Consider the following 23,581-nt stretch of genomic DNA (forward strand, 5'->3'; position numbering starts at 1 on the left):
AAAATATGACGCTCAAAATCAGCGCACAAATTATTCACCGGAAAAAAGGAGATTATGTAACAGTCCGGCACCTGCAACTGTGGGGGTCAAACCGTGAGATTGGGTTTCAACTGGGGAAAATAGCTCGCAAACAACACTCCGTTTTAGCAGTGACAAACCCAAATCCGGCAAAAAATGAATGTCAGAAAAAATATATTCAGCAAAATTATCCGGTTCATTTCGAACGAATGAAAGGCTTTGCTGAAGCGTTTGGTGAAAGTCTGGTGGCTACGGATAAAGATTTCTCTTGTTTTGGTCATCTTAACGGAACGATTGCATGTTCAGCCATTTTTTATCCCGCTGAATTTACACAAACAAAAACCGGTATTTTAAGCAGAAATGCAGATTTACCGTTGATTACGTTTCAGGAAATAATGGGTCAAAAACCTTCACCTGATTCAAAATCTGTATTGTCCAATCCGTATATTATTGAAACTTATCCCGACAAAGGATATGCAACACTGTCAACTTTTTCTTTTGAATTGTACGGACTTGCTTTAGACGGAATCAATTCGGAAGGCCTGGTCATTTCTCATTTGCACGCCGACAGTGTAAACATCAGCTTTTACAAGCCAACAAAGGGTTTTGGCGTTGGAATAAATGAAATGCTTGCCGTCCAGTTCCTGCTCGACAATTGCAAAAATGCTGAAGATGCAAAAAAATTACTTCTGCTGAATAAACATTTTTATATGTTTTTGCCAACCCATTTGATTGTTGCCGATAAAGACGGGAATTCTTTTATTTGGGAATATTCATCAAATCACAACGAAGAGTCTATTATCAGCGGAAATCAAAAAATTCAAATTATTACAAATTTCCCTGTTCATCAGTTCCTTCACTCAAAAAACTTCCCTGCCAGCATCGATGATTCCTGTCCCTTTGCAAGATTCAGAACACTTGAAAAAGCTATCAAAGACAACGGCAAAAACCTGTCTTTACAACAAATAAAAAATATAAATTCCACGGTTTTTATACAAGATAAAATGTGTGCAAAACCCCTTGTTCCACCAGTCAGAACTGTATATCACAACCTATACGACACAGCCAATAGTTCGATGGAGATTTCTTTTTACAGAAAAGATGAGGCAGACTGCCAGTTAAGGACAAAATATTACAAATTTCAACTGAAATAATTCTCTTTTTGCTCTTTTTTATCATTTATTTCTAATTTTGAAAGAAATGAAAAGGAAGGGAGGAAAATCGTGAGAAACATAATTATTTTTTTTCTGATTTTTATTTGCTGGAGTACCACTGCACAGGAAAAATTAATGCCGGTAATGCCTCTTGAGAAAGACTCCTCACAGATTGAACTTGAGCGTCAGATTCTTTACCGTCAAATGTTATCCGGTACTTTGCAGAGTGGTGGTTTGGTACCCGATTTGGAAATTCCGGAATTTGATGTCGGCGCATTAATCGCGCAGCAACGATATCAGTTTAATATGCAGGATTTTTTAAATCCCGACGAACTGAGTACTTTTTCATTCAATCGCCCCGGCTTTATATTTTCGCCTTTTTTAAGAAACGGAGCCATATTCAGTGGTGCTACCTATAAATTAAATGACAAAATTAAACTGGGTGGCTACAGTTTCGGGGCCAATTCCATTTTTTCAGCTCCTTTACCAAACCAGAATATGAATAATTTTGACATGCGGGGTGCAAGCATGTTTTTTCAGTACAAGGTTTCCGATAAATTTAAAATTGAAACCCGGGTTAGTGTAACACAAGGCAACGGGCCGGGATTTTAAAACAGGATTGAAAAATTCAAATAATTCTTTCTAACTTTTAACGCTTTACTTTAATCTTCTTTTATGCTCACAGTTTACAAAGCGTCGGCGGGTTCCGGAAAAACATTTCAGCTGGTAGTTGAATACCTCAAATTACTGATGCAAAATCCGTTTAACTACAAACACATTTTGGCCGTGACTTTTACCAACAAAGCCACCAACGAAATGAAAAGCCGAATTCTGGAACAGTTGCATTTGCTCGCAAAAGGAGAAGAATCAAAATACCTGGAAACTTTACAACACGAATTAGATTTCACCGAAGAAAATATCCGGCAAAAATCACGGTTTGTTCTGAAAAATATTCTGCACGACTACAACCGTTTTTCCATCAACACCATCGATTCATTTACGCAGCGCGTTATCAAAGCGTTTAACCGCGAATTGGGGATTTCGCCCAATTTTGCACTGGAACTCGATGATAGTTTGGTATTGGAAGAAGCAGTTGACCAAATGTTGTCGAAAATTGATCAGGATAAAAAACTGCTCGACTGGCTGGTAAAATTCAGCGAGGAAAAAATTACAGAAAACCAGAGCCAGCGAATTGAAGAAGATATAAAAGCTTTGGGGAAAGAATTGTTTAATGAGAAGTTTCAACTGTTTTTTCCTGACACAAAAGACTCGGCAACTTATACACGCGAAAATCTTGATGCTTTCAAAAAAGAGCTGGGAAAAATTATTGCTGTTTTTGAATCCACATTACAAAAGAAAGGTTATGAAGCGATTGCTTTGATAGAAAATCATGGCTTTTCAGTTGATGATTTCTCCTATAAAAAAACAGGTGTTGCCGGTTACTTTTTGATTCTTTCCGAAGGTAAAATAAAAGAACCCGGAGCTCGAATTTTAAGTGCGGAAGAATCTTCAGAGAAATGGTTTGCAAAAAGCCACAAACAAAAAGCAGAACTTCGGTCTTTGGTTGAAAGTAAATTACAACCTTTACTTTCCGACATTCTCAATTTCTTCCGAAAACAATATATTCCTTATTATTCGGCAGTTGCAGTCAATAACCAGCTGCGAATGCTGGGAATTTTGACCGATTTGAAGGAAGAAATCAGAAAACTGCTGCAGGAAAAAGGAATGTTGCAACTTTCCGATTCCAACTTGCTGCTCAACAAAATAATTGGAGAGAGCGATTCGCCTTTCATTTATGAAAAAGTAGGGAATTTTTTCAAGTATTTTATGCTCGATGAGTTTCAGGATACCTCGTCGTTACAATGGAGAAATTTTAAACCGCTTATTTCCAACTCGCTTTCCGAAGGCAACAAAAACCTGCTGGTGGGCGATGTAAAACAATCGATTTACCGCTGGAGAAACAGCGACTGGAATATTCTGGCAGAACAGATCGACACCGATTTTCCTGCATTTATTCCGGAAACGAAAGCACTCACAAAAAACTGGCGAAGCGACAAAAATATTATCGCTTTTAACAACTCGATTATTGAACATCTAAAATCGGCTTTTGAAACGAACCTTTTTTCTGAATCCGACGACAAAGAATGGGAAATTCTGAAAGAAAAATTCACCCATATTTACAGCGATTTTAAACAGGAACCGGGAAATACGTCGGCTAAAAACAAAGGATTTATTCAGGTTAATTTTCTGGAAGAAGATAAATTTCAGGAAAACTCAACCCAACTTTTAATTGAACAGGTAAAACAGTTGGAAGACAACGGTTTTAAGGCATCTGACATTTCCATTTTAATTCGAACAAATAAAGAGGGAACACAAATTATTGAAGAATTTTTATCTGCGGCGAAACAGCTGGAAAATGCGAAATACAACCTTTCAGTTTTGTCCAACGAATCGTTGTTTTTACATGCTTCCCGCTCGGTTTTGTTTGTTATGTTGATGATTGAATGGCTCATCGACCCGGAAAATAAAATCACGCAGGCTTCTCTTTTGCAACTTTGGGAATCGTCGATAAAACCGGAATTGGCAAGAAAAGGTATTTCGTTTTCAGTGGCGCAACAAACACTTGATTTTTCAGGACAAGACAAAGATAACTGGCAGTTGGAAAATGATTTCGACGCGGCTTTCGGGCAGGAATTGGGCAGTCGTTTGCAGGAAATGCAACAAAAAGTTTTACTTACTTCGCTTGACGAAACACTGACGGAAATTTGCAGCCATTTTCAGCTTTTCAAACTCGAAAGTGAACTTCCTTTCCTGCAAACCTTAATTGACAAAGCGGGGGAAATAAAAACCTCGATTGCCAACGACCTTTCCAACTTTTTATACTGGTGGAACGAAAAAGGATTCAGAACCTCGGTAAATGTAAACGACGAAATTGATTCCATCCGTTTATTAACCGTTCACAAATCGAAAGGACTGGAATTTAAAGCCGTGCTGATTCCCTATTTAAACTGGAAAACATCGTGGAGTGGCAACTTCGCTCCCACCCTTTGGTGCAACACAGAAACGGAGCCATTTAACCGTTTTCCGCTCCTTCCTGTGAAGGCAACTTCAGGACTGGAAAATACGCTTTTCAAAAAAGACTATTTTGAGGAAAAAGCAAATACATTTATCGACACAATGAACCTGATATATGTAGCATTTACGCGTGCAGAATCGGTTTTGATGATAAATTCAATTGATGTTCAAAAAACGGGGAAAAGTGTAAATGGTCTGCTCAAGGAATCTTTGCAAATGATGCGTTCGAAAGCACCTTTTGAAGGTTGCTGGAACGAAGATGAAACGGTTTTTGAATTTGGAGAACTCTATCCAATTCAACAAAAAGAAAAGGAATCGAATCTGGTTCTGATAAAAAATTACGAGTTCAATAAATTCCGTGATAAAATAAAACTGCGCTTAAACGGTGAAGATTTCCTGGTTCCCGGCAAAGAAAATAAATCGGTAAAAAACAGGGGGAAAATTATACACGAAATTCTTTCTGCTGTCCAAACCAAAAACGATGTAGAAACCGCCTGCGAACAAGCTTTACTAGAAGGAAGAATTGATGAAGAAGAGCGCATTTCGATTCAACAGGAATTACTGGAGAACATTAATAAACCCGAAGTAAAGCACTGGTTCGATGGCAGCTGGAAAATATTAAATGAGAGAGATTTATTAACATCAGCAAAAATTCTTCGTCCAGACCGAATTATGTTTTCAGGAAAGACAGCGATTGTGGTCGATTACAAAACCGGTGAGCAAAAACAGGACAAATACAAAAGTCAGGTAAAACGTTACGCTAAAACGCTAAAAGAAACCGGATTTGAGAAAGTGGAAGGATTTCTTTGGTATGTTGCATTAAACAAAGTGGAAAAAGTGGGTGAATTTTAACGGCAGCCCGCGAAAAAATTTATTTTTGCAGAAAATTTATTATTATGATTCAACGAATTCAAACAGCATATTTATTGGTTGCCGGATTATTGGTAGCCTCGCTTTACAAACTAAAATTTGCCGAACTGGCTGTAAACGACGAGATTTACACCTTTTCAGCAAAAGGAATTTTTAATGGAGAAACACTTATTTTTAACGGGTTACCCATTTTAATTTTTATCGGCGTTATCGCGCTATTGCATTTTATAGTTATCGGAATGTACAAAAAACGCGTTCGTCAGATTCGGATAACGGTATTCACGATTATTCTCTTGCTCGGACTTTTCGGCATGTTTTTCTATTTCGCCTATGCAAGTTTCGACGGAGCCAAAATCGCATTTAAAGTTCCGGTAGCATTTCCGGTTGTAGCCATTATTTTGGATTATCTGGCCATTCGTGCTATTGGGAAAGATGAAGCTTTGGTTCGAAGCCTGAACAGAATACGATAACTGCTAAAATTAGTTTATGAAAGCAATGGTTTTTGCCGCCGGGCTTGGTACGCGTTTAAAAGACGAAACAGCAGACAAACCCAAAGCTTTGGTAGAAATTGGTGGCAAAACACTTTTGCAACGAACCATTGAAAAACTAAAAAAAGAAGGTGTCGATGAAATTGTGGTGAACGTGCACCATTTTTCAGAAAAGGTAAAAAACTTCATTGCCACAAACAATTTTGGAATTCCAGTTTCTATTTCCGATGAAAGTGAACAACTGCTCGACACCGGCGGCGGATTGAAAAAAGCGGCTCCTTTACTAAAAGATTCTGATCCAATTTTAATTTACAATGTTGATATTTTAAGCACTGTTAATTTAAAAGAATTGGTAAATTATCACAAAAAATCAGGCGCGTTGGCAACCTTGACTGTGCGCGACCGAAAAACAGAACGCTACCTAAAATTCGACGAGGAAAAGAGATTGGTGGGCTGGTTAAATAAAAAAACGGGCGAAACAAAAATATCAGTTCCGGAAACGTTCGAAAGTGGTATTGAAAAAACATTCAGTGGAATTCATGTGGTGAGCCCTGAAATATTTGAATATTTCCCGGAAGACGATCGTTTTTCTATTATCGATTTTTATCTCGAACTTTCAAAAACACAGCTTATCAAAGGTTTTTTCGACGACTCGGATTTGTGGATGGATGTTGGAAAACCACATCAATTGGAAGAAGCAAGAAGATTGTTTTCGTAAAATACCAGGAAATAAATTCAAATAATTTCTACTTCAAAATTCTGTAATTTCGATACTCAAACAAACGAACGCCGAACCATTTTTCAATCCGGTACAAAATCCGGTATTTTAGTTTCATGTGCGTCTGAGACAAATCAACATTTACCTGCCAGTTTAAACGTTTTATTCGCTCTTCCATCACTTTTGGATGCGAGCCTTCAAAACGGGCGAGCGCATCGTATTTCTGGCTGTAATTAAACTCAGCAGCTGTAGCTTTTTGTTGTGCTTCCGCTTCCGAAATTCCATCATAAAAACGACGGACAGCATCAATTTTTTCCTGCATAAATCTGGGATGGCGCACCCAACCGTAATGATAAATTTCAGCATCCACCGGAACCACATTCAATTTCTCACCGTTTTTTCGAAACCCCTGAGCATCGCGGTACGAACGTATTTTTTTATTGTTTCGAATAACCCGGATTTCCCGACGGTACCATTTTCTGGAATCGCCCACATAATCGAAAGTTCCGAAAAAATGTTTGTAGCGAAACAGTAACCCTTCCACTTCTTTTCGTTCAAGATTTTCCTGCATCGCTTTTTTAATCACGGGCAAATATTTCTCGTGCACGACTTCATCACCCTGAATATAAAAACACCAGTCAAATTCCTCGGGAACTGCGTCAAAAGCTTTATCGGTTTCAGCCGCGTAAACCACTCCCCCGTTTTTTAGAGATTCATCCCAAACCGTATCTACAATTTGAATTTTACCGGGAGCAATTTTCTCAATAATTTCGCGCGTGTTATCTTCTGATTTTCCGACAGCAACCACAAATTTATCGCACAGCGGCAAAACCGAAGTTATGGCTTCAACAATTGGAAAATCATACCTCTCCACATTTCGGATAAATGTAAAACCACAAACTTTCATAATTTACGAAGTTGGAAGATTAGAGCCCGAAGACTGGAGTTTTCGTTTGCTGATAAAGTAGAGCAGAAATTCAATGGCTCCGATAAACATAATCGTGTCGCCCAAGAGTTCGATACTTTCTTCAGTAGCGGCTTTTGCCAAACGATATTCCTCTCCGGCATACATTAATCGCCAAAATTTTGAACGCCCCATCAAACGGCTAAAAACGTAAGTAATCAGCAGTCCGGAAAGCAACCACGACGAAGCGGGAACACTAAAAAACTGAATGCATGCCTCTTTTATCTTTTTGAAATCGCGAACAAACAACCAAATAAAAATCAGAAAAACAATCAACGCCGGATACGCCCAATTTATACTCAGGAAATTAAATTCACGAATAAACGAAATCAGAAAAAACAAACCGATAAGATTGGAAACAGGCTGAATCTCTTTCCATTTAAAACCAATACAAATGAAAAAGGCAAAAAGCAAAAACAGCAACACTTCCTGTGTTATTTCAACAAAAGTAGCTTCACCAAAAAAACTGTCGCCAAGTGGATGCCCTGCATCGAAAAAAGCACCTTCGGCCATTCCAAAAACCAGTGCGGCATACACAATTATCCGCAGCGCAATAAATAGAGGTGAATAAATTTTCATGCCCGTTTTCGTTTTTATTTCGAAAATCAAAAATACATTTTTAATACATAAAAAAAGCCGGAATCCAATTGAATTCCGGCTTTTGAGTTCATATACAGTTCTAGATTTGGTTAGTCTGCAGGCGCAAGTGCCACGCTAACATAATTATCAAAGTTAAAATATTTTTTGAAAGCTTCTTTAATTGAATCTGCGGTAATACTCTCAACCAGTTCATCATAGGAACCAAAATTGGAGAAATCACCATCTTTTATGTAATACGTATTACTCAAAATACTCAACCAAAAACTATTTTCTTTTTCAGCAGTTTCGCGCTCACGCAACATTTTTTCCTTTGCCTTTGCGAGCTCTTCCTCGCTCGGTCCGTTTTCAGCAAACTTTTTAATTTCGTCAAAAACGGCTTGTTTTATTTCCGGTAATTTTTCAGGATCGGTTCCATAATAAATAGCAACCGTGTATTCCGCATCCGGATATTTTGAAGAAGAGGGATTGGCACCAATCGAATACACACTGCTTTTTTCTTCGCGAATAACTTCCAGTAAACGCGTGGTAAGAATTCGTCCCATCGCATCCAGTTCTACCCGGTTTTTAGAATTGTAGTCAAAATCGCCATGGAAAACAATGTACTGGATACTTTTCTCGGCCTCTCCTTTTTTAACCACTTTATCAATTACGCCATTCGGAGTTTCGATGTGCAAGTTTCGCCAGTTCTCTTTTTGATCGGTTGATGGAATCCCGCCAATATATTTTTCAACCAATGGCTTAAAGGTTTCCGGATCGATATTTCCAACGAAAAAGAAAACAAAGTCAGATGCGTTTTTAAAACGTTCTTTTCCTATTTCTTTGATACGTTCAAAATCAGCCTCCTTTAGAAGATCGGTGGTCATTGGGCGGACACGCTTGTTATATCCAGCCATTGTAACCTTTAAAGTATCCTGAAACGCCGACTCCGGCGAAGCTGACTTATTTTCCAAAACACCGGCAAGACGTGTCAAGTAGGATTTATATGAAGTTTCGTCAAAACGGGGTTGAGTAAAATAAAGATAAACCATTTGCAACAATGTTTCCACATCTTTTACCGAAGAGCTGCCGTTAAAGCCCTCGCGCAACTGGTTTACAAAAGGCGAAATGGAAAAAACCTTATCCGACAACATTTTATCGAGCGTGATATTATCAAAATCAGCTATTCCACTCATTCCCAGAATATCGGCTGTAAAATCGGCTGAGATATCATCTTTTAAACCGTACAATGAATTTCCCCCCGGGCTCCAGGCGTTAAACAGAATTTCATCATCTTTAAAATCTGTCGGTTTAATGATCACTCTGGCTCCGTTCTGAAGTGTCCATTCCACTGCGTCAACATTTTCCAGTTGTTTTTCAGCTACCACGGGATTTCCTGCCGGTTCTTCCGCCAGCAAGGGAACATCGGCAACCGCATCGTCATACTCCTCAATTTCAATTTTCTCCACTTCGTCGAGCAGGGCAAAAATATCTTCTTCTGTTGGAACGTCAACTCCTTCAATCTCGGGAGCCGTTACAATTACTACACGGTTTTCCTTTTTGATCCATTGGTTCGCCAGTTCATTTACTTCCTCCAGGGTAATTCCCGGCATAAAAGTTTTAAAATATTCAAACTCTTTTTCAATTCCCGGAAAAGGCTCCTTTGTTAACAGAAAATTGCGTTTATATTCTTCCGCGTAATTGATTGATTTCTGATTCTCCCGTTCGTTATACGATTTTTCGATATAATTCAACAAAGCTGTTTTTTGACGATCAAGTTCAGTTTGTGTAAAACCAAATTTTTTGACCCTTTCGTTTTCCAAAAGAACAGCCTTAATTCCATCTTCAATCTTACCATTCTGGGTAACTGCAATCGACAAATAAGCACTTTTGGGGCCTATTAATTCGTCGTACGACGATTGTCCCATAATAAAAGGCGGATCGGCCTGCTGTGTTTTTTCAGCCAGGCGGTTATTTATCATTGCATTATACAGGTTCTCCAGAATCATATTTCGGTAATCGCCAACCGTATTAGAAATTTCCAGATCGTGTTTATACATTACATAGGCAAGCGGGTAACGCGCCTCTTTGTCGGTAACAACTTTCACCAAAGTCTCCTTATGGTCGGGAATTTCATAATATTCCTTCTCCCGCGGATTTTTGGGCATTTGAATTTGTGAAAACTTTTTTTTCACCTTCCGTACCATTTCATCCTGGTCAAAATCGCCAACAACAATTACTGCCTGCAAATCGGGCCTGTACCAATCGTTTCGATAGCGGCGCAAAGCCTCCGGCGGACAATTGTCTACGATTTCCATTTTACCAATAGGAAAACGTTCTGCATATTTTGAATCTTTTAAAAATACGGGCCACCACTGTTTTTGCATCCGTTCTTCAGCGCTTTTGCTTCCCCGCCACTCTTCGTGAATAATTCCCCTTTCATTATTTATTTCTTCATCCGAATCGGTAATCTGACTTGCCCAGTCGTATAAAACCTGCAATCCCTGATCCATGTATTCCATTGTGTCAAGCGGCACTTTCAGCATATACACGGTTTCATCAAAACTGGTGTAAGCATTAATTTCGGGACCAAACTCCATCCCTATGGATTCAAAATAATTAATCAACTCATGTTTTGGAAAATTTTCTGTCCCGTTAAACGCCATATGTTCTGCAAAATGCGCCAGTCCCTGCTGATCGTCATCTTCATCAACCGAACCGGCCCGCACAACCAGAAACAACTCTGCCCGGTTTTCCGGATTATCATTGGCGCGTACATAATATGTCATTCCGTTTTCAAGAACGCCTTTTCTTACGTTGGGATCCTCGGGAAGAGGAGCGCTTAAATCAACATTGTTTTGAGCAGTAACAAAAAATACACTCAACAAAAAAATCAAACCTGTTATAATTCTCATATCTCTATTTTGTTTCAACTATTTGTATTCCGATTAAGGCCAAAGTTACATTTCCCGGGTTCTAAATTTGTTTAAAACCTTTTACATATCGTTAACCAATACATAACAATTCATAAAACAATCGGTTGAATAACATGTGCAAATGCATCGTTTTCGTTTGAAGGGGCATGTGGATATATTTCTTTTAACTCGGATGGCGCATTCGCGGTAAAAAAAGAATGTTGCGTAAATCCCAGCAGGTCAAGATCATTAAAATCATTTCCAATGCCCAGGGTTTGTTTTTGCCCGATTCCCAGCAGGTCGCAAATATGTTTCACGCCGTTTCCTTTTGAGACTGACTGATGAAATATTTCAATCCAGATGTAACCGGCTGTGATGGGCGACGAAGTGCGAATAACCCGGATATGTTCACAAATAGCCTCAATTTCTGTCTTTAATTTTTCAAACCGGTATTTGTCTTCCTTAATAATAACCAGAAACTGACACAATTCTGTTTCCGGTAATTTGTTGGGTTTTAATTCATAGGAATAGGCCTTGTTAAAATCAAAATACTTTTCAAACTCCCCGCACGAGTTGTCGCTGCGAAAGTACCAGTGATTGTGATTCCCGGGAGCAGGAAAAAAGGCATGAAAGCTAATGCCTCTCTGTATAAAGTATTTTAGCAATTTTTGAGCTGAACTTTGAATGATATTCCGGTGAAACATCTCCTTTTGTTCTTTCCAGTTAAAAACACCCGCACCCGAAGAATAGACAATATAATCAAAGGGTATATCGGGCGGAATCACTTCGTGTACCTTTTTTAAATTTCGCCCGGTTGCCACCACCCGTACAATATCTTTTTCGCCCAGAATTCGCAGCGCTTCCAGGTTTTTTTTGCTAATGGTTCGATCGTTTTTCAGAAATGTACCATCCAAATCAGTGGCAACCAGTTTTATATTGTTCATAGATAAATCTTCTTAGGGCTAAAATTAAAAATTAATGTTGATTGAAAAAAACAAAGCCCGCGAACCTGCAAATAATCCTCCACCATAAAAAGTGGCTTTCCTCATCCGGCAATGCCCTGTTTCCATTTAATTGTGGCGCCAATAAAAACGCTTAAATACTACCTGCGTAATTTTTTCCAGTTTGGATAAGTCATTTCAAATTTAATTTCTCCGTTTCCGCGGATTCCGGTTTCTGTCCAGCCTGATTTTCTGTAAAAAATTTCAGCTCTTGTTTCGGGCGCGGTTCCTAACCAAACAGTTTCAGTAGTTTGTCCAAAATACCAATCCAACATAATGTTGTGCAATTGTCTTCCAATTCCTTTTTTCTCATAGGCCGGATGTACAAATAATGCCCATATGTTACTTTCTTTTAAGTCGGCTATCGAAAAACCAATAATTTGATTGTCCGCTACACCAACCCAACCTTTTCCTCTTTTTGTTATAAAATCCAAACAATCTTTATCGCTTATTGAACCGGGGACTGAGAGAACATTTTCGTTTACAGCGTTTCTTACCATTTGAATTTGTTTAATATCTTCCGGTTTTGCCTCTCTGAAAACGACTCTCACTATAAATTTATCTTTCATCTGACTAATATAATTGAAATTCAGGTATTCCCCACTGCTGGCAGGATTTGCAATCTGTGCCGCTGTCGCAGGCAATTCTTTAACACAGCTCCTTTAGGTGGTAAAACCCATGCCTATAAGACGGTCTTGGTGGGTCGGTTCCACCATCTCAATTACAGCATACAAAGAACTTTATTTGCCGAATCATTGCTTTCCCGGCACACTAAGTTGTTGTTGTGGATTGCGGAGCACGTTTATATCCGCCAGGACGGAACTGCGAAACGGGAATCCGCAGTTGGCAAACCACCAAACCCTGCTACACAATATGGCACTTTGTTACCTGGTGGTTTTTATTCTTTTAATATAATTTCAATCGCTTTCTCCATTAATTCATCCTTCCCGTTTTTGATTGCCTCAATTGTTGGTCTTACTTCAATGTCAGGAACTATTCCAATTCTCTGAGTTTCTTTTCCATCGGGATAGTAAACTCCAATACCTGAAATCCTTGTTCTTAATCCTCCGGGTAACATTATTGTGGAAACATTGCCATCCGCGCCCGCAGTTGTGCTTCCAATTATAGTCGTATTATCACCAGCTCTAAATGCCATAGCTGTATATTCTGCCTGACTTTGAGATAATTCATTTACTAATACTAGTAACTTCCCACTATAGGTTTCTGTTGCCTTTGGAATTGTTAATTCTTTTGTAAAAGTGAATTCTCCCGGGTTATTGATATTCATTTTGGTAAACTTTACAAAAGGCGTAGTTGATGAGACAAAATAAGAACCCAATTTGAATGGAACAAAGGTTGACGGATAATTTCTTATGTCAATTATTATGCCTTTAGTGTTTTTAAATTCATTCTTAATACCGGAAATATCTTCATCTTTAATGGACATAAGGGTTATGTATCCTATATTATTATCCAACAGTCGAAAACATTTTTCATTACTTCTTCTATACCTGCTGTAAATATTTAATTTATTCCCCGGGTATAGCTTTACTGTTTTTGTTTCTTTGTTAACGTTGCGAATAAATTCTACAACTAATTCGTTTTTCTGTGAACGCATCATATCAGCCGAAATATCTCTCAGTCTTGCATCTTCATTCGAAGCGGGATAATATTTTGATAATTCTGAGACTATGTCGTTAATTTTTTTTCCGTCTATTTGAGTAATTACATCTCCTATTTCCAACCCTGTTTCATTTTTAAGTTCAGGGTTATAATAGTCAGTAACAACTAGTTTGTTTTCTATAAACCTTAAGTGCACAGGGGCAAAGTTCTTACCTTTCCACTCTTCCATTTTGTTATTTCCTCCCGTCAGATTTGCATGCGTGTCTTGGATATCACCAATTATCTGTACTACAGTTTGTTCATATTCCAATTCATTTTTTGCATTTAAAAATCTTGGTATGTACTCTTTTAATGTTGTATTCCAATCTTTATCTGTTAAGTGCTTATATGGGAAGAAATAATTTACCATATTCCAGTATCTGAATAAGGACAATAATCGAAATCCTGCGTCAGGATATGGCATATTGGGATATGCATCCTCATTTTTAAAATCTGGATTTCTTATTCCAGAGGTCATCTCTATGTAATAATGTTTCCCCTGATTCCTGTTTTGATAAACATTGTTTAATTTATTTCTTAATGGCTCAGATAGAGTACCAGAGGCAATCCATTCTAAGTCTGGCTTAAGAAAAGCGTCATCTGTTGTAGGCTTACAGGTCTTACATTCGTCAATCTCGCCTAAGTCATTAATCCAGTTTAATAATAAACTTTCTCTATCAATTCGGTTAGTTTCATCCAGGAAACCGGGAGTAATTCTAAACAATTCATAGTCCCAGTTGAAATTACCTTTGGCAATCTCCGGATGATAATACTTTAAAAAACCCCAAACTCTACCCAGCAATTCTAAATCATTGATTAGGTCAGCTGTTAAATCAGGCATCACTATTTTTGAACCACTGGCAAACTCTTTATCTTGTTGTGCTTTATAAACTGTTTTTTTATTTTCTTTTAAGAATTCATTGATTAGGTCAGGTGTTAAATCAGGTATCACTGTTTTTGAACCACCGGCAAACTCTTTATCTTGTTGTGCTTTATAAACCGGATTTTCAGTTTCTTTTAAGGATTGAATATTTTTTCCATCAATGCTTAGCTCAAAATCATCAAACCACGCTTCACCCTTTCCTGTTAAGATTCCGGCAACAAAGATGTTCTCCGCTTCATCAGGGTATTTAAGTTTTATTGAATATTCCTGCCAATCCTTTGTTCCTGAAATGTTCTGCCGCTGCATGTTATCGAAAACCAGAGACCTTCCATTTCCATCAACCCTAAGTAATAATCCCGCAAACCCATTTTCCACGTTACGGATTTTCATGTAGCCTTTTAATTCAATCTCTTTTCCCAAGTATTTTGCAGGAATTTTGTACACAATACTTCCTAATTTGCCATTTTCAGTAGAGGTTATCTTGCCAGATTTACGGCCTGAATAGCTCAGAGAATCTATAGTCAATTTGTAATTTCCCCATTTGAACCAACCTTCAGAAAGTGAATTAGAATTGGTTTGCTTTTCAAATCCAAGATTAAATTTTGGGTCTGTATCTGTTTGTGCCTGACAACTTATAAAAAAAGATGTCAAAAATATTAATGCGATTTTCTTCATAGTTGAGGTCGTTTTTAAATTTTGTCCAATCGTTGGTACATCTTGTCAGGGCATATTTCGAAAAGCGCTCATCGCGAGGACTAAACGGCGATACGAGAATCCGCAGTTGGCGTACCACCAGACCCCGCCATGTAATATCTGCTTCCAAAGTTTGTAATTTATTGCAGAATCTTAAATGTTGGTTTATAATTCACTTGTTTTTTCTTAATATATCTTCTTGTGTTTATAATAATTAATATAAAATTATATAAATACCAAATTATGATTATTAATGGACTTATTATAAATAAGGCTATTAGCATTCCAAAAAGTAATATATTCCAGGAAATCTGGTAATTTAAAATTACTTTACCGATAGAATCAACGTTTTTAATTTTATCTTTTTGGTTAATCCATATAATCATTGGAACTATTATTCCAATCCAGGGGAAAAATATAAATCCTAATTGAGATAAATTAAGTAATGTTATAATGTTGTCATCTTCTTGAATCTGCCAATCTATGATTTCTTCGGGCGAAACTTGAAGCGCAATAGCTATTTTTTTCAAAGTATCTCCTCTCGGTATAGATTCTCCATTTTCAATTCTTTGAATGGTTCTGAGACTTAATCCCGTCTTATTTGCAAGCTCTTCCTGAGATAATCCTTTTTTAATCCTAAAATCTCTTACTCTTTTTGGCAACTCTGAATTTTCCATTTTACGTGAATATTAAATTGTTGAGTAAAAGTATTTAGTCTCTATTGTCGTTGTAACGTCATTATTGCGACAATTATATGTAAACTTTGTCATAATCATAAGTTCATGTATCTGGGATGAATTTCTCATTCGTTATTATGCCACCCAACGGGTATGTAACCCAAAACTTTCATTGACCTTTTTATGGTTACTTTGGGTTACAACACCATTTCGGATGGCTAAGCCAGTTCTGAGGAAATATATGTTTTCAGAAAAGCGTTGGATAAGCATCACGGAATGTGTTTTGTAACGATTCATTTTTAAATGTATTTATGGGTGGCAAAACAGGTTTAGTTCATGAGTTACTGACTTTTTGTGCATTAAAAATAACAATCATTTATTTTAAAACCAAGGAGTTTCTTCCTGTTCCGCAAAATTTGGCACGGGGGATATCTTTTTGTAAGAAACCGTTACATATCCCGTCGTTAGCCGGTTATGGAAGCGTCGGCAAGTGGGATAGAAGCATTTTGTCGCGGGATACAATGATTATATCCATGGATAGCATGATCATATCCTTGGATAGCGCGATGATATCCCGGTTTTGCGTCGTAAAAAAGCGGTTTTTGTTGCCAAAAACAGGGATAGGATGATCATATCTCAGGATAGAATGATCATATCCATGGCTACAACGATCATATCCCGGGATAGAACGATGTTATCCTTAAAAAAAGAAGCATGTAAAAGGAGATTTTGGCAGAAAGCCAAATGGGCAAGGCGATAAAATCGCGCAGCAGTGCAATAAAACCCTGTAGCGGTGTTCTATAGCCAGGAAGCTAATATAAACCTATCAATTGACTGTTATTTTTAATGCGCAGTAAGGGTGCTTTGTTATATATTTAAATGTGCCGGAATCGATTGTCTTTTCTTCCAGCGTTTTCATGTTCCAGGTATCAATCACCTCCAGTTTATACGACGAATCCCCCGGCAAATTTATTTCAACGCTCTGACTGGGGTCTGCAACATACGCAAGATAATACGCTCCGTGCTTCGAAAAAATGTAAACATTATTGTTCAGGTTTTCGGGATCACCCTTATCATTCAATTCAGGTTTCATAGCTGTTACAGGTGCCTGTTCCAATATTGATTGAAAAAAAACTATTCTTTCCGGGCTTTCGCCAACACACGTTCCTCCTTTTGACCACCATCTGACTTCGGAAGTATCGGAGTCGTTTGTATATGTTTCGCCATGTGTGCCATATCCTCCGCTTAAACCGGCCATCCAGAAATAACTGACCATTTCTTCCCCGCTTAAATTGCCCCAGTCACTGGGAACGTCTCCCTCGTAACGCATTTCATCAAACATCAGTGGTTTTTTGTATCGCTTCCTCCACTTCTCAGCATTGTAAAACTGTGAGGTTTGCGCACTTACATGTGTAAGCCACGGGCGCGAGTGATCATAAAAATGATCTTCAGAACCATACCAGTTATGTATTCCCCTCATCCGCTGATAGGGATCCTCATTTTGTAACAATGTTCCTATTCCTTCCCAGTCGATGGTTTCCTTTATATCGGGTATATCCCATTCATTGGCCAGCGACCACCAAACGTTCCTGTACGCAGAAATGCGCGCCACCATATAACGGACATACCGTTTGTTCATTTCGCTTCCCATTTTGCTGTATCCCCAGCGATCGTAGGGATGAAACAGAATCACATCTGCCTGAATGCCCAAATCGCAAAGTTGTTTTATACGCTTATCAAAATTCTGAAAAAATTCAATATCCGGATTTTCAAAATTGTTCTTGCTATTTATTCGTTCAAAAGGATATCTCCAGGGTTCAGTTTCATTTCCGTATATATATGATTTGGGAAAAACGCACATTCTAATTTTATTAAACGGCACTTTTGCCATTGTTTCCAGCGTTTGTTCCTGAATAGATTGTTTTACACTTGTCCACTGGTAGGCAGTTGTTCCTACCGAATAAAAAGGAGTACTGTCGGCATATTGCAGATACCAGGTATTTACAACTTTTACAGGCCCATGATTTTCTCCCGTTGGCGGTACACAAAGGAATTCGCCGGTTTTCCCCAAAAGATCATTGTTGTTGCTTTGCGTTTTATACTTCCATACTCCTTGCACAGGAGGTGAAAAACGAATTCTGAAAGTGTCGTTGCCATCGTAAAAACCGGGAACTAAAATACGTTTGTCGCCATTTACAAACTCGGCACTTATCTCTGTGTTCATAAAAGGATTTCCCTCCACAGAAGCAAACAGACTTAACTGAAAAACATCCCATTGTTCGGTTTCTGGTAACTGATTTTGTTTTGCACACGAAGCAAAAAAGAAGGCAAGCAGAATAAGCAGATAATTCTTTACGTTTTTCATGCAATAACAGGTTTAATTGGTTTAGGTATTAAAACTTATTTTCTATAGCGAATCCCGTAATTTCACATATGTTGGAAGTACAATTTCGGTTCTTAATTTGTTTTTTACAAATGCGGCGGCTCTTTTTCCCATTTCCTCAAAATCGGTTGATATCACCGAAATCCCGCTTCCAACAATCTCCTTCATTGGAGTGTCGTTATACGAAAGCACTCCGACATCCTTTCCCAGTACAAGATTTCTGTTCCGGCACTCTTTAATTATTTTAACCAGATCGGCATCCCGGATTACAAAGTACGCCTGCCCTTTTTTTAACTCTGAAATTTCAAAATGAGCATTTTTTATATACTTAACCTGATTCTTTTTACAAAATTTTTTGATCGCTTTTGCTGTTTCTGAAGGATGCGGCGTATTGTTCTCTTCATAAATTAAAACCAGTTCCTCATATTTTTTTATGGCGTCAGCGCTCTGTTCAAGACAGGAAATAACCGATTCGTAAAAATTCTGGGTCAGGTAATTCATTTTATCGTTATCCGGTTTTCCCATATCGATTATCAACAGCTTGTTGGTATCGATCTTCTCCAAAATCGGGTCAACACTTTTATGATCGATATTCATTATCACATACATACTGTATCGCCCCAAACTATTTTGAACAAGTTGCCGAAAAACTTCATGATTGTAATGGTGAAACAGTAGATCGACGGAATACGCCTCCGGCAGATCAGCCCGAAACGATTGGTACAGCTGCTCTTTAAAAGCACTAAAATCATCGAGCAACATAAAAACTTTAAATGACTCGTTGGCGACGTAATATCCTTTTGTTGGCGCCGATTCAACCACACTTCTTCTTTTAAGGATATTATAGGCTTTAAAAACCGTGTCGCGGGAAAAGCCGCTTTCCAAACTCAACTGGTTTACCGACGGCAACACATCGCCCACTTTTAGCTTGCCCGTACTGATTGCCTCGGTTATGGAATAAACCAGTTGCTGTACTTTGGTTTGTCCGGCTAATTCGGCTATATGTAGCTCAAAATCATTCAAAATAATTTTTGTTTAAAAAGCGTTTTTAATTTCAGAAACAGTTATCCCAAAAACCTGCCGGCAAATACCATTTAAATCTTCTTCTTCTCCTTCAAAATGGACGGTAAGCTGTGTGTGTGCAGCACGCTCCCCGGACTGTAAGGCCAGAGCCGGTGACGATGACTCCAGCTCGTAAAATGGTCCCAACTGGCTTTCATCTTCCAAAGGTCCGTCGTTGTAGGCGTTAATGGCATCTCCTTTAAAAGGAAAATCCTGCAGCTCCCAGGCCGAATTTACATAGTCGACAGCAGCTTCCGGAATATTGGTTTTTACGATGGTTAAAACCTTATTCTCTGTGTCGTAGCTACCTAAATAAGGCAATGCCCGTTGCGGAGGGATTCCAATTTTTCCACGCTCTTTTCCGTCTCCTCTAAAAAATATCATTCCGTCTCTCACTTTTAAACGATCTTCCGGAATCTTTCCAAAGTAATCGTCTTTTACAATATAATCTGATTCAACATCGGTTTTGTAAGGGATAAAAATAGTTACCGATGGCGAAGGATTAAACATCCCAAGCAACCATATCGAGAGAAGACCGGTTTCCTTTTCCCAGGCTTTATCACCTGTATTTTTTACCGTATTTACCGTTTGATAACCTACACATTTTGCATCTGCAGGAATACTGACGCTGAGTTCATCTTCCAAAACAGGATTTTCCAGAATTTCAATTTTCCTGTTTACCTCCAATTGAAAATGAAAATCGCTGTAATTGACTAATTCAATTGATTTTGAAAAAACAGCTTCTTTTTCATTTGCTTCAACAATATCGTATGTTTCCGTGTCGATGCTTGCCGGAGTATTCCAGTCTTCAAAATCAAACCCCTTCCCCGCCGGGAAAAAGATTGAAAACTGTCCTCCTTCAGGTCCCAGCCAAAAACGTTCTTCGCCTCCCACCGGATTGAATTGTTTTAAAACTTCACCGGAAGAAATCAAATCATGATTTATCCAGCCGTAACTTTTCCCGGATTTTCCGGCAGAAGTACTTGTCATAACACGTCCCTGATACTTTGCAGAAAGTAAAATACGCGCATTTTTATTGATGAGTTCAATCGGTTTTTCGTTTTTTTGCAATGTTTCCAAATCGTAACCGTAACTCCCTTTTTCAAAATTTTGCATTTCCACGGATGTATCTGTTTTCTTTCCGGCATTTGAACAACCAAGAAAAAAAACAACAATTATTATTAAACTAAATATTTTCATTTTGAAAAAAATTGTTACCCGGCTATTCACCGGGTAACACCGTACGAACTATTTATAAACGGGACCAAAATTATCGCAAGCTCTGTAATCAGCGCCTTCTTTGTCCTCGCCAAAAGCATTCCAGGCACTGGGCCTGAAAATAGATTCTTCGTCTACATTATGCATACAAACCGGAATACGCAGAATTGAAGCCATAGTTATCAGATCTGCACCGATGTGCCCGTAACTGATGGCACCGTGATTTGCCCCCCAGTTTGCCATCACCGAATAAACATCTTTAAACGCTCCTTTTCCGGTCAGCTTTGGAACAAACCAGGTAGTTGGCCAGGTCGGATCGGTACGCTTATCCAAAACTTTGTGAATGTCTTCGTCTAAATCAACCGTGTAGCCTTCGGCAATCTGAAGCACCGGCCCCTGCCCTTTTACAAGATTTATCCTCGACATTGTAACGGGCATTTCCCCTTCAGTTTTAAACTGACTGGAATAACCGCCTCCTCTGAAATATCCTTTGTTTGCAGGGCAAAAACGCGTATTCTCCATACAGCGGGTTACATCTTCTTCTGTTACATCCCAGAACGGTTTCATTACCGGGTTACCCTGCTCGTCCTTCTGTTGAGCTGTTGCATCCATTGTTGTAGAACCGGAATTTATCAGGTGGATAATTCCAAATTTCGCCAAACCGGTGAGTTCTTTTCCTGTTACCCTTTTTACTGCGTCTGGACTCCAATAGGTACGAACATCAGAGAAAATCTGGGCTGTATTTGTTAACAGGTGCCCGAATAACATGGGTACCGCATTTAAACTGTCATTTTCAGTGGCAAAAACAAAGGCCTCACGAATCCCATTCCAGTCAAACGAACTATTTAAAATTGTTTCTGAAAAATCGCCGTTTGGATAGTAGTCGGTCCACTGACGTTGTCCCTGAAAACCTCCGGCAATAGCATTTCTTCCCAACGCTTCTTCGCCAAATCCGGCTTCTTTGAGTTTTGGATTCCCTATCATCAGATCCCTAAAAATCAAAGTCATTTTAACAACAATCTCCCATTCCCAGTCTTTTCTTTCGCGGTCACCCCGGACAAGCACATTATTATTGTCTTCTCCTTCAATACAATTTTCCCTGGTCCATTTCAGGGCTTTTTCATATTCCTCCTTATCGTAAATCTCTTCGTCAATCCGACGTTTTACTTCCGTCATATCAACAAATTCGGTTCGCATTCCAAGATAGTCCTGGAAAAAATCCGGATTCACCATCGAACCTGCAATTCCCATCGAAGTATATCCCAGCGACAAATAAGTTTTGCCTTTCATTTGTGCAACTGCAAGAGCTGATTTTACAAAACGTAATATTTTTTCTTTTACATCTTCAGGTATGCTTTGGTCTCCTGCATCCTGCACATCCCGTCCATAAATTCCAAAAGCCGGCAAACCTTTCTGTGTATAACCAGCCAAAGCTGCTGCCAAATACACCGCTCCCGGACGTTCTGTTCCGTTAAATCCCCATACCGCTTTAGGAATCAAAGGACTGGCATCCATTACCTCGGTGCCGTAACACCAGCATGGAGTAACCGTTAAGGATACACCAACTCCTTCTTTTTCAAACTTGTCAGCACACATTGCAGCCTCTGCAACACCGCCAATGGTTGTATCTGCAATAACACATTCAATTTTTTCACCTCCCGGAAACCGTAAATTATCTTCAATAAGTTTCTGAGCGGCTTTTGCCATATTCATGGTTTGTTCTTCAAGAGATTCCCGAACACCTCTTTCACGCCCGTCGATAACCGGACGAATACCGACTTTAGGTAGTCTGCCTATTAATCTGTTTGTCATTTTTATTGGTTTATTTAAAATGTTTTTATGAATTATTATTCAAAAATACAGAACTATTCCACACTATGCTGTCCTGTACTGTGCTGCAATTTACAAAACTTTTATTTATTTCTTTTTGCAGTAACATTTATTAACAAATAAAATTTCAGGGAGAAGCTTTAATTCACAATTCGTACCACAATCCTCATTATCGCGAATTTTCAGATTCGTTCTACAATCATTTTGAAATCAAAATATTACAACACACAAAACTCACCCCTAAATCAAACAACGCACAAACCAATAAAACAAAAGTTCATAAACAAAACAAAGAAAGACCTAAACATCTGATTTACAACCAATAAAACACGAAAAAACTTAACAAAACTGTTGTCAAATATTTTTACTTTTGAAAAAAACAAACCAAAGAATACATGAAAAATTTTACTATCTGCTTCACCGCCTTGTTTGTATTTGGTCTATTCTTTACAGCAACTTCGTCGGCCACGGAAAGTGACAACATCTACAAAAAACTCACGGTTCAGCTATGCGACAGTCTGATAAATGCAAATGAAACCAATCCGAATTTTGTGATTATTGATGTTCGGACTCCTAGTCAATGGCTGGCTGAACATCTGCAAGGTTCGATAAACAGGAATTACTATGATTCTGATTTTACAGAACAACTCGATGCACTTCCCAGGCACAAAACTTATTTAATTCACTGTCAGTCAGGAGGCAGAAGCAGCGGTACATTTACAAAAATGCAAAATTTAGGTTTTGCCGAGGTCTATGACATGCAGGGAGGAATAAGTTCATGGAAAAGTGCTTCGCTGCCAACCACTTCTGAAATAGCCCCGAAACTCATGCTGGTTTCAAAAGAAGAAATAAGGGGAACATCAAATACCGATTCGATAAAAATTACTGTAACCAATCGTGCCAACGATATCTTAAGCTTTAGTTCTCTTGAGCTTTTTGACATTCACAACACCTATTCTGATTTTGATGTGGAGCTGGAATTGGAGGGTGCCGAAGATTATACATTTTATGTATTTCATGAACCCGGATATACAGAAACTGATTCAACCTGCATTATATTGGAAAGCAACGGAGGGCAACTGGATATAGATGTGGTTTTCAAAAATGGTGTTATCCAAACCATTCCGGAACAGGAAATTGCCGGTTATATGATTTTTCCAAATCCGGCCAGTGACTATTTACAATTTAACGCCAACACAGTGCAGTTGATTGACAAAATCAGAATTATTGATATTACAGGAAAAACCATTCTGCTGGCAAATAATTTTGATCCGGCAGGAAAATTAGATATTGGTGAACTGCCAACGGGAATTCATATTTTAACCCTTTATAGTGGTAAAATTACACAGACTCAAAAAATTGTGATAAACCGTTAAGAAAACATAATTCAGTAT

The 23,581-nt window shown here is 38.5% G+C and carries 18 protein-coding genes; 6 read left to right on the forward strand and 12 right to left on the reverse strand.

Going from position 1 to position 23,581, the window contains the following annotated elements; genetic code table 11:
• Positions 1 to 5: 5 nt before the first annotated feature.
• The 5 genes from GM418_RS00110 (at position 6) to GM418_RS00130 (ending at position 6,323) form a co-directional block, all read left to right on the forward strand.
• Positions 6 to 1,172 (forward strand): carcinine hydrolase/isopenicillin-N N-acyltransferase family protein, encoded by a 1,167-nt coding sequence (locus GM418_RS00110; RefSeq protein WP_158861952.1) that lies wholly within the window; start codon positions 6 to 8, stop codon positions 1,170 to 1,172.
• A 69-nt stretch (positions 1,173 to 1,241) separates the two neighbouring features.
• Entirely contained in the window at positions 1,242 to 1,784 is a 543-nt protein-coding gene (locus GM418_RS00115; RefSeq protein WP_158861954.1) for a hypothetical protein, read from the forward strand.
• 63 nt (positions 1,785 to 1,847) lie between these two features.
• Positions 1,848 to 5,099, forward strand: coding sequence for a UvrD-helicase domain-containing protein (locus tag GM418_RS00120; RefSeq protein ID WP_158861956.1), 3,252 nt, complete (start codon positions 1,848 to 1,850; stop codon positions 5,097 to 5,099).
• A gap of 44 nt (positions 5,100 to 5,143) precedes the next feature.
• Entirely contained in the window at positions 5,144 to 5,587 is a 444-nt protein-coding gene (locus GM418_RS00125) for a DUF4293 domain-containing protein (protein WP_158861958.1), read from the forward strand.
• Positions 5,588 to 5,603: 16 nt separating this feature from the next.
• Positions 5,604 to 6,323, forward strand: coding sequence for a nucleotidyltransferase family protein (locus tag GM418_RS00130; protein WP_158861960.1), 720 nt, complete (start codon positions 5,604 to 5,606; stop codon positions 6,321 to 6,323).
• Positions 6,324 to 6,351: 28 nt separating this feature from the next.
• Here GM418_RS00130 and GM418_RS00135 read toward each other — a convergent pair whose 3' ends face one another.
• The 12 genes from GM418_RS00135 to GM418_RS00190 form a co-directional block, all read right to left on the reverse strand.
• Entirely contained in the window at positions 6,352 to 7,230 is an 879-nt protein-coding gene (locus tag GM418_RS00135) for a glycosyltransferase family protein (protein ID WP_158861962.1), read from the reverse strand.
• Between the two features lie 3 nt (positions 7,231 to 7,233).
• The gene (locus tag GM418_RS00140; RefSeq protein WP_158861964.1) at positions 7,234 to 7,866 is read right to left on the reverse strand and encodes a hypothetical protein; all 633 of its coding nucleotides are present in this window, start codon (positions 7,864 to 7,866) and stop codon (positions 7,234 to 7,236) included.
• A gap of 110 nt (positions 7,867 to 7,976) precedes the next feature.
• Positions 7,977 to 10,778 (reverse strand): M16 family metallopeptidase, encoded by a 2,802-nt coding sequence (locus GM418_RS00145; protein ID WP_158861966.1) that lies wholly within the window; start codon positions 10,776 to 10,778, stop codon positions 7,977 to 7,979.
• Positions 10,779 to 10,888: 110 nt separating this feature from the next.
• The gene (locus tag GM418_RS00150; RefSeq protein ID WP_158861968.1) at positions 10,889 to 11,722 is read right to left on the reverse strand and encodes an HAD-IIB family hydrolase; all 834 of its coding nucleotides are present in this window, start codon (positions 11,720 to 11,722) and stop codon (positions 10,889 to 10,891) included.
• A 158-nt stretch (positions 11,723 to 11,880) separates the two neighbouring features.
• Positions 11,881 to 12,423 (reverse strand): GNAT family N-acetyltransferase, encoded by a 543-nt coding sequence (locus tag GM418_RS00155; RefSeq protein WP_217447664.1) that lies wholly within the window; start codon positions 12,421 to 12,423, stop codon positions 11,881 to 11,883.
• A 254-nt stretch (positions 12,424 to 12,677) separates the two neighbouring features.
• On the reverse strand, positions 12,678 to 14,999 hold the full coding sequence (locus GM418_RS00160; protein WP_217447665.1) for a S41 family peptidase: 2,322 nt from the start codon (positions 14,997 to 14,999) through the stop codon (positions 12,678 to 12,680).
• A 158-nt stretch (positions 15,000 to 15,157) separates the two neighbouring features.
• A complete protein-coding gene (locus GM418_RS00165; protein ID WP_158861970.1) occupies positions 15,158 to 15,694 on the reverse strand; it encodes a helix-turn-helix domain-containing protein in 537 nt (178 codons plus the stop codon).
• Positions 15,695 to 15,829: 135 nt separating this feature from the next.
• Positions 15,830 to 15,991 carry a hypothetical protein gene (locus tag GM418_RS00170; RefSeq protein WP_158861972.1) on the reverse strand — a complete coding sequence of 54 codons (162 nt, stop codon included), beginning with the start codon at positions 15,989 to 15,991 and terminating at the stop codon, positions 15,830 to 15,832.
• Positions 15,992 to 16,520: 529 nt separating this feature from the next.
• Complete coding sequence (locus GM418_RS00175) at positions 16,521 to 18,059, reverse strand: DUF5060 domain-containing protein (protein WP_158861974.1); 1,539 nt, start codon at positions 18,057 to 18,059, stop codon at positions 16,521 to 16,523.
• Positions 18,060 to 18,101: 42 nt separating this feature from the next.
• Positions 18,102 to 19,100, reverse strand: a complete 999-nt coding sequence (locus tag GM418_RS00180) for a GntR family transcriptional regulator (RefSeq protein WP_158861975.1) — start codon at positions 19,098 to 19,100, stop codon at positions 18,102 to 18,104.
• Between the two features lie 12 nt (positions 19,101 to 19,112).
• A complete protein-coding gene (locus GM418_RS00185; protein ID WP_217447666.1) occupies positions 19,113 to 20,339 on the reverse strand; it encodes a DUF6786 family protein in 1,227 nt (408 codons plus the stop codon).
• 48 nt (positions 20,340 to 20,387) lie between these two features.
• Positions 20,388 to 22,169, reverse strand: coding sequence for an L-fucose isomerase (locus GM418_RS00190; protein ID WP_158861977.1), 1,782 nt, complete (start codon positions 22,167 to 22,169; stop codon positions 20,388 to 20,390).
• A gap of 413 nt (positions 22,170 to 22,582) precedes the next feature.
• Between GM418_RS00190 and GM418_RS00195 the strand changes: the two genes are divergently transcribed.
• Positions 22,583 to 23,563: a rhodanese-like domain-containing protein gene (locus tag GM418_RS00195; protein WP_158861979.1), complete on the forward strand. Its 981-nt coding sequence runs from the start codon at positions 22,583 to 22,585 to the stop codon at positions 23,561 to 23,563.
• The last annotated feature ends 18 nt before the right edge of the window (positions 23,564 to 23,581 follow it).

It is taken from the genome of Maribellus comscasis (assembly GCF_009762775.1).
GTDB lineage: Bacteria > Bacteroidota > Bacteroidia > Bacteroidales > Prolixibacteraceae > Draconibacterium > Draconibacterium comscasis.